This window comes from Mycobacterium sp. TH-M103, from assembly GCF_057473785.1.
Genome location: NZ_JBYCLG010000229.1, coordinates 1 through 7363, shown reverse-complemented (window position 1 = coordinate 7363; position 7363 = coordinate 1). Strand labels below are relative to the sequence as shown.

Annotated in this window: 10 protein-coding genes; 5 read left to right on the top strand and 5 right to left on the bottom strand. The window is 67.2% G+C overall.

Translation table 11 applies throughout. The features are described from left to right. The first annotated feature begins 111 nt into the window (after positions 1-111). The gene (locus AC2VOR_RS13405; RefSeq protein WP_369740053.1) at positions 112-1086 is read left to right on the top strand and encodes a diacylglycerol/lipid kinase family protein; all 975 of its coding nucleotides are present in this window, start codon (positions 112-114) and stop codon (positions 1084-1086) included. Between the two features lie 267 nt (positions 1087-1353). Next, entirely contained in the window at positions 1354-1608 is a 255-nt protein-coding gene (whiB1, locus tag AC2VOR_RS13400; protein ID WP_421529943.1) for a transcriptional regulator WhiB1, read from the top strand. A gap of 59 nt (positions 1609-1667) precedes the next feature. On the opposite strand, the gene AC2VOR_RS13395 is transcribed toward whiB1, so the two are convergent. Further along, complete coding sequence (locus tag AC2VOR_RS13395) at positions 1668-3170, bottom strand: sensor histidine kinase (protein ID WP_369740055.1); 1503 nt, start codon at positions 3168-3170, stop codon at positions 1668-1670. Positions 3171-3216: 46 nt separating this feature from the next. Further along, positions 3217-3432, bottom strand: coding sequence for a biotin/lipoyl-binding carrier protein (locus tag AC2VOR_RS13390; protein ID WP_040622133.1), 216 nt, complete (start codon positions 3430-3432; stop codon positions 3217-3219). Positions 3433-3639: 207 nt separating this feature from the next. Between AC2VOR_RS13390 and AC2VOR_RS13385 the strand changes: the two genes are divergently transcribed. Then, positions 3640-3714: a 50S ribosomal protein bL37 gene (locus AC2VOR_RS13385; RefSeq protein ID WP_369741727.1), complete on the top strand. Its 75-nt coding sequence runs from the start codon at positions 3640-3642 to the stop codon at positions 3712-3714. A gap of 21 nt (positions 3715-3735) precedes the next feature. Here AC2VOR_RS13385 and rsrA read toward each other — a convergent pair whose 3' ends face one another. Continuing rightward, positions 3736-4092, bottom strand: coding sequence for a mycothiol system anti-sigma-R factor (gene rsrA, locus AC2VOR_RS13380; protein ID WP_369740058.1), 357 nt, complete (start codon positions 4090-4092; stop codon positions 3736-3738). After that, positions 4089-4745: a sigma-70 family RNA polymerase sigma factor gene (locus AC2VOR_RS13375; protein ID WP_369741728.1), complete on the bottom strand. Its 657-nt coding sequence runs from the start codon at positions 4743-4745 to the stop codon at positions 4089-4091. Before AC2VOR_RS13375 ends, rsrA begins: the two co-directional genes overlap by 4 nt. Before the next feature lie 277 nt (positions 4746-5022). Between AC2VOR_RS13375 and AC2VOR_RS13370 the strand changes: the two genes are divergently transcribed. Beyond that, positions 5023-5871, top strand: coding sequence for an SDR family oxidoreductase (locus tag AC2VOR_RS13370; RefSeq protein ID WP_486963932.1), 849 nt, complete (start codon positions 5023-5025; stop codon positions 5869-5871). A 13-nt stretch (positions 5872-5884) separates the two neighbouring features. Beyond that, positions 5885-6343, top strand: coding sequence for a YbaK/EbsC family protein (locus AC2VOR_RS13365; protein ID WP_369740062.1), 459 nt, complete (start codon positions 5885-5887; stop codon positions 6341-6343). On the opposite strand, the gene AC2VOR_RS13360 is transcribed toward AC2VOR_RS13365, so the two are convergent. Next, entirely contained in the window at positions 6337-7203 is an 867-nt protein-coding gene (locus tag AC2VOR_RS13360; protein ID WP_486963931.1) for a 3-hydroxyacyl-CoA dehydrogenase family protein, read from the bottom strand. The two genes, AC2VOR_RS13365 and AC2VOR_RS13360, sit on opposite strands and share 7 nt — an antisense overlap. Positions 7204-7363: the final 160 nt, after the last annotated feature.

Below are 7363 nucleotides of genomic sequence, written 5' to 3'. Positions count from 1 at the left end.
CTCCTCGGGCCGTATCACGGCCCGCATCGTCGCCGGGCCCGGTCACATCGCCCGCCTCCTCCTCGGGCCGTATCACGGCCCGCATCGTCGCCGGAACTAAGCTCAGTCGTCATGCGCGCCGTGCTGATCGTCAACCCCACAGCAACGTCCACCACACCCGCCGGCCGCGACCTGCTGACGCACGCACTCAAGAGCCGCCTGCAGCTCACCGTCGAGCACACCAACCACCGCGGCCACGGCACCGAGCTCGCGCAGGCGGCCGCGAAAGACGGCGTCGACCTGGTCGTGGTGCACGGCGGCGACGGCACGGTCAGCGGCGTCGTCAACGGCCTGCTCGGAAGCCCCGGGGCGACACCACCGTGGCACGTGCCCGCGGTCGCGGTGGTCCCCGGCGGCTCGGCCAACGTGCTGGCCCGGTCGCTGGGCATTTCCCGCGACCCGGTCGCGGCCACCAACCAGCTCATCCAGCTGCTCGACGACTACCGCCTTCACCAGAGGTGGCGCCGCATCGGGCTGATCGACTGCGGCGAGCGCTGGGCCGTGTTAAACACCGGCATGGGCGTCGACGCGGAGGTGGTCGCGGCGGTGGAGGCCGAACGCAACAAGGGCGGCGCGGTGACGCCGTGGCGCTACGTTCGCGCCGCGGTCCCGGCCGTGTGGGGCTACACGCGCCGCGAACCGATGCTGACACTGGAATTGCCCGCCCGCGCCCCGCTCACCGGGGTGAGCTTCGTCTTCGTGTCGAATTCGAGCCCGTGGACCTTCGCCAACGAGCGGCCGGTGTGGACCAATCCGGGATGCAGCTTCGAGTCGGGACTCGGGGTGTTCGCCCCCACCAGCCTGAAGCTGATCCCCACCCTGCGCATCGTCCGGCAAATGCTCGCCAAGCGGCCCAAGTTCGAGTTGAAGAACCTCATCACCGAGGACGACGTCGCCTCCCTGCGGGTCACCTCGACGGGGGGCCCGGTTGCCTGCCAGTTCGACGGGGACTACCTCGGCACCCGCGAAACCATGACTTTCCGGGCGGTTCCCGACGCACTGTCGGTCGTGGCACCTCCGACCAAGAACCAGCCTGAACTGCGGTAACAGGGCACCAGGGAAGTACGGGAAAAAATTCTCGGGAGCGTAGCGGCTCAGTGTAGTACAACGGAGTAAGGGCTTGACTAAGAGTTCGCCAAAGTGAGATAGCCCACGAGCGAACGCACGCTATTGACTTCTGTTGAGCCTGTGAAACGATCAAAAGGTTGCATGCAGAAATTTACGTAGGGGTACGGAGCCGTTTTCTTCTGCACGCTTAACAGCCGGAGAAAATACCGTGCGTCTTGCTGCGCACTCAGTGAGGAGTTACAACGAATGGATTGGCGCCACAAGGCGGTCTGTCGTGACGAGGACCCGGAGCTGTTCTTCCCGGTAGGGAACAGTGGCCCGGCGCTCGCGCAGATCGCTGACGCGAAACTGATCTGCAACCGGTGCCCGGTGACGACCGAGTGCCTCGCCTGGGCCCTGAACACCGGTCAGGACTCGGGCGTATGGGGTGGGATGAGCGAAGACGAACGACGCGCCCTGAAGCGTCGCAGCGCTCGGACGAAGGCCCGTAGCGGAGTTTGACACAGTTTCATACAACAGTGCGGCCCCCACGATTGTCGGGGCCGCACTGTTGTATGCGGCTACAGCAGCAGCCGGGCCCGACGACCGATCGGCACCCGTAGCACCACATCGGTGCCATGCCCGGCCGCGTCCCGCATGCCGAGCGTGCCGTCCAGTTCCGCCGATACCAGCGTCCGCACGATCTGCAGGCCAAGACTGTCGGACTTCTCCAGGCTGAACCCTTCGGGAAGTCCGCGCCCGTCGTCGTGCACCACCACGTCCAGCCAGCGCGCGGAGCGTTCGGCCCGGATCGTCACCGAACCCTCCTGGGCCGCGGGATCGAACGCGTGCTCGATCGCGTTCTGCACGAGTTCGGTGATCACCATGATCAGTGCCGTGGCGCGGTCGGAGTCGAGCACCCCGAGGTCACCGACTCGGTTGATCCGGATCGGCCGGTCCACCGACGCCACGTCGTTCATGATCGGCAGGATCCTGTCGATGACCTCGTCGAGGTTGACCTGCTCGTCCACCGACATCGACAACGCGTCGTGGACCAGCGCGATCGAGGAGACGCGCCGCACCGACTCCATCAGCGCCTCCCGCCCCTCGGCGTTGACCGTCCGGCGGGCCTGCAGCCGCAGCAGCGCCGCCACGGTCTGCAAGTTGTTCTTGACCCGGTGGTGGATCTCGCGGATCGTGGCGTCCTTGGATATCAGGGCGCGGTCGCGGCGCTTCACCTCGGTGACGTCGCGGATCAGCACCGCGGCCCCCTTGCTGGCGCCGTCGACGACGAGCGGCAGCGTCCGCAACAGCACCGTGGCGCCGCCGGCGTCGACCTCCATCCGCATGCTCAGCCCGCCGGCCACCAGGTCGTGAATGTGCTCGGCCACCTCCTGGGCCTCGAAAGGGTCCGAGATCAGCGGCCGTGTCACCTCGATCAGGTTGCAGCCCTCCAGCTTGGTCGTCAGCCCCATCCGGTGATAGGCCGACAGGGCGTTGGGGCTGGCGTAGACGACGAGACCGTCGACGTCGAGTCGGATGAAGCCGTCGCCCGCCCGCGGCGTCGAGCGGGACATGGCCACGTCGCCGACGTCGGGAAAGGTGCCCTCGGCCAGCATCTGCACCAGGCTCGTCGCGCATTCCCGGTAGGCGGTCTCGAGACGGCCGGATTTGCGGCGGGTGGCCAACGCGTTCTGGTGCTGCGTGAGCACCGCCACCACCTGGCCGCCATACCGCACCGGGGACGCCTCGACGTGGGGTCCCAGCAGCTGCCAGGACGTCTTCGGATCCCCGTCGTGGTTCCGGACGGTCGCGCCGGAGGCGAAGCTCTCGGCCACCAACGGCAGCTGCCCGGCGTCGACGACGCTCGCCACCTCGTCGGCGTGCATGACCGTGGGCGCGGTGTTCGGCCGGCATTGCGCGACGCACACCAGCATCCCGTCGTCGCGGCGGACCCACATCAGGTAGTCGGCGAACGACAGGTCGGCGAGCAGCTGCCACTCCCCCACGACCGCGTGCAGGTGGTCCACCGCGTTGCCGGGCAGCATCGTGTGCTCGGCGAGCAGGTCACCGAGGGTCGACATTGACAACTCCCGAGCCGTCCCGGCGGTTGATGCGCGGACCCAACGGCTAGCTGATGACGGCGATGAGGTCACCGGCCTGGATGACGTCGCCCACCGAGACACTCACCTTGCTGACCGTGCCGTCGACCTCGGCCAGGACGGGAATCTCCATCTTCATCGACTCCAGCAGCACGACGATGTCGCCCTTGCCGATCTGGTCACCCTCGTTGACGACGACTTCAAGCACGCTGGCCACGATTTCGGCGCGAACATCCTCCGCCATCTCCACCTCATTCGTTCCGGCCGTCGGCGCACGCTGGCTGCCGACCCAGCAAGCTTCTGTCGCAAGCTCATGTATATCGAACCACAACGCCGCCGGGGACCTCGGCGCGCGGGCTGTTGGTCACGCATCCACGCGGCGTGAGAGACTGTGGGGCGACACGACGGGCGCCGGACGCCCGGTTTTCGACCAAATTCGGAGGTTACGACGATGGCCAAGCGTGGCCGCAAGAAGCGCGACCGCAAGTACAGCAAGGCCAATCACGGCAAGCGGCCCAACACCTGAGCGTCCCGCGCGCCGGTAGCGCTACTGCATGTCCCGGATGATGGTGGTGCGGCGGATCTCCAGCCGAAGCCGCTCCCGCAGGGTGTCCGGGGCCTTCTCGCCTTGACATTTGGAGGCGATCAGCGCCTTGATCCGCTCCTCGAGCCCGTAGTGCTGGAAGCATCCGGGGCACGCCTCCAGATGCTGGCGCAGCCTCGCGCGGGACTCCGGTGTGCACTCGCCGTCGAGCAGGGTCCACACCTCGGCGATCACCTCGGCGCAGCCGAGACCGCCGTGGGCATGGTCGTTGGGGCACGAGCCGTCCTGGCCCGACAACTCGCTCGACGAGCGCCGCTCGTCCTCATCGCTTCGCTCTGCATCGTCGCCGGCGCGCCTCATGACGACACCTCCTCGTGCGCCTGGTGACCTCGATTGAAGCCCCGCTCTTTGGCCACGTCGGCCAGCAGACCGCGCAGCTGACGTCTACCACGGTGCAGCCGTGACATGACGGTGCCGATCGGCGTGTCCATGATCTCGGCGATCTCTTTATAAGGGAAACCCTCGACGTCGGCGTAGTAGACCGCCATCCGGAATTCCTCCGGCAATGCCTGCAAGGCTTCCTTGATCTCGGTGTCGGGCAGCGATTCGAGGGCTTCGACCTCGGCCGAACGCAGCCCGGTGGAGGAATGCTCGGCGTTGGCCGCCAGCTGCCAGTCGGTGATCTCCTCGGTCGGGTACTCGGTCGGCTGTCGCTGCCTCTTGCGGTAGCTGTTGATGTAGGTGTTGGTCAGGATGCGATAGAGCCACGCCTTGAGGTTGGTTCCGGCCCGGAAGGAACGAAAGCCCGCATAGGCCTTCACCATCGTCTCCTGCAGGAGGTCTTCGGCGTCGGCCGGGTTGCGCGTCATGCGCAGCGCACCGCCGTAGAGCTGGTCCAGCAGGGGAATCGCATCGCGCTCGAACCGCGCGGTCAGTTCCTCGTCGGTCTCCGGTTCGGGCTCGGGAAGCTCCGAAGGCATCGCGCCGTCCCGGCCATCTTCGAAGTCGGCCATGTCGATTACCCCGGTCCCTTCTGCTGCGGTGTCGCCGGACGAGACCGGAAACGCGCCCGGACCCGCAAGAATGCGAGCCAACTGCCCGGCGCCCGGCGGGCTGCCCAACAGGCTCGTCGCCGTCGACACCAGACTGCTCCTCCCAATCTAAAGGCTGCCCCCGACAGTGTCTGCGGGTGCTCGCGCGCATCGGAAACCGGGTGGTGCAACAGCGCTGGCCGGAGCCGTATTCCGAGGCTCCATCGGCGCCGTCGCAGCCGGAGGTTAGTGTGACGCCATGTCTCTGAACGGCAAGACCATGTTCATCTCCGGCGCCAGTCGCGGTATCGGCCTCGCGATCGCCAAACGCGCCGCACAGGACGGCGCCAACATCGTCCTGGTGGCCAAGACCGCCGAACCGCACCCCAAGCTGCCGGGCACGGTCTACACCGCGGCCAAGGAACTCGAGGAGGCCGGCGGACAGGCGCTGCCGATCGTAGGGGACGTCCGGGACCCGGAATCCGTCGAATCCGCGGTGGCCAAGGCCGTCGAGCAGTTCGGCGGTATCGACATCTGCGTCAACAACGCGTCGGCGATCAACCTGGGGTCGGTCCTCGAGGTGCCCATGAAGCGGTTCGACCTGATGAACGGGATCCAGGTGCGCGGCACCTATGCGGTGTCACAGGCCTGCATCCCGCACATGAAGGGCCGCGAGAACCCCCACATCCTGACCCTGTCGCCGCCGGTGCTGCTGGAAAGCAAGTGGCTGAAACCCACCGCGTACATGATGGCCAAGTTCGGCATGACGCTGTGCGCACTCGGCATCGCCGAGGAGATGCGCGCCGACGGCATCGCGTCGAACACGTTGTGGCCGCGCACCCTGGTCGCCACCGCCGCGGTGCAGAACCTGCTCGGCGGCGACGAGGCGATGGGCCGTGCCCGCAAGCCCGAGGTGTACTCCGACGCGGCCTACGTCATCCTCAACAAGCCCGCCCGCGAGTACACCGGCAAGTCGCTGCTGTGCGAGGACGTGCTGGTCGAGTCCGGTGTCACGGACCTGTCGGTGTACGACTGCGTGCCGGGGTCGGAACTCGGCCTGGACTTCTGGGTCGACGGCGTCAACCCGCCGGGATACTCGGGTCCCTAGAGGGGTTTTTGGCGTGGCCCGCGCCGCCACTCCAGGCATCGCCGCGCTGGTCGCGGCGGGGGTGCCGCACGAGATCGTCCACTTCGAGGCCGTCGGCGACCTGTCGGAGTCGAGCGACGTCGCCGCCGAACAGGTCTTCAAGACGTTGATCATCGCGCTGCCCGGCGGATTGGCCGTCGCGGTGCTGCCGGTGCCGCGGCAGCTGTCGCTCAAGGCCGCGGCGGGCGCGCTGGGCGCGCCCAAGGCCGCCATGGCCGAACCCGTTGTCGCACAACGGGTCACCGGTTACAAGGTCGGCGGTATCTCACCGTTCGGGCAGCGCCGGCGGCTGCGCGCCGTCGTCGACACCTCGGCGCTGCGCTGGGACCGGGTGCTGTGCAGTGCGGGCAGGCGCCATTGGGACGTCGCGGTGGCCCCCGCGGACCTGATCCGGCTGACGGGGGCGGTCACCGCCGACATCGCGGTTCAGTAGGTATAGAAGCCCTCCCCGGTCTTGACGCCGAGTTTTCCCGCGTCGACGTAGGCCCGCAACAGGTCTCGCGCGCGGGTGGCTAGGTACGGGAACTCCGCGGTGTAGTGGTTTTCGATGTCGAGGACGACGTCCAGGCCGACCTGGTCCATCATCTGGAAGGGCCCGACGGGCACGCGCCAGTTCTCCTTGAACATGCCGTCGACGTCCTCGGGCCGGGCCACGCCTTCGGCGACGACGGCCAGCGATTCGCGCTTGATGGCCGCCCAGATGCGATTGAAGATGAACCCGGTGGACTCCCGGCGCACCTCGAAGGGCCGAAACCCGTACTCGGGCAGCACCGTCAGCAGCGTGTCCAGCACACCGCGAGCGGTGTTGCCGTCGGACATCAACTCCACCGCGTTGATCCCGGGCGGCATGTAGAAGTGGGTGTTGCACAACCGCGTCTTGTCCCGCACCCCTTCGGCCATCAGGCGCGAGGGCAGCGACGACGAGTTGGTCCCGAAGATGGTGTCCGCCGGCGCGGCCCGGTCGATCTGGCCCCAGACGGCGATCTTGGTTTCGAGTTTCTCGGGGACGGATTCGACGGCGAGCCAGGCGTCGTCCAATGCCGCCTCCAGCGAGTCCGCGGCCGTCGCGGTACCTGGTTCGCCGAAGCCTCTGTCCACCAACAACTTCGGGAGATTTTCCGCCACGTATTGCGTCGCGGAGGCGAGCTGCTCGGCGCGGCGGGCGTGTATCCGCACGGTTCCCCCGCGGCCGGCGAACATCAGCGCGATGCGACGACCGAGGGTCCCCGCGCCGATCACCGCGACCGGGCGGTTTTTGACGTCGTCGAATGCGTAGGGATAGGAGCCAGTCACCCACGCATGCTATTGCCAGCGCCCGCTGCACCGTTGCCGGACTTCAAATAACTTGTGTCACTGTGGTTTCTGTGGTCACATTCCGGGGTTTGTTGTCGGTGGGTGCGCATAGTTTGACGGTGTGAGTGTTGACCGGGAGGAGCTCAGGGCGGCGTTCGAC

Excerpts from the sequence above, each read along its gene's own strand:
- AC2VOR_RS13405 (WP_369740053.1), top strand. The coding sequence starts at position 112 with ATGCGCGCCGTGCTGATCGTCAACCCCACAGCAACGTCCACCACACCC.
- whiB1 (WP_421529943.1), top strand. The coding sequence starts at position 1,354 with ATGGATTGGCGCCACAAGGCGGTCTGTCGTGACGAGGACCCGGAGCTG.
- AC2VOR_RS13395 (WP_369740055.1), bottom strand. The coding sequence starts at position 3,170 with ATGTCGACCCTCGGTGACCTGCTCGCCGAGCACACGATGCTGCCCGGC.
- AC2VOR_RS13390 (WP_040622133.1), bottom strand. The coding sequence starts at position 3,432 with ATGGCGGAGGATGTTCGCGCCGAAATCGTGGCCAGCGTGCTTGAAGTC.
- rsrA (WP_369740058.1), bottom strand. The coding sequence starts at position 4,092 with ATGAGGCGCGCCGGCGACGATGCAGAGCGAAGCGATGAGGACGAGCGG.
- AC2VOR_RS13375 (WP_369741728.1), bottom strand. The coding sequence starts at position 4,745 with ATGGCCGACTTCGAAGATGGCCGGGACGGCGCGATGCCTTCGGAGCTT.
- AC2VOR_RS13370 (WP_486963932.1), top strand. The coding sequence starts at position 5,023 with ATGTCTCTGAACGGCAAGACCATGTTCATCTCCGGCGCCAGTCGCGGT.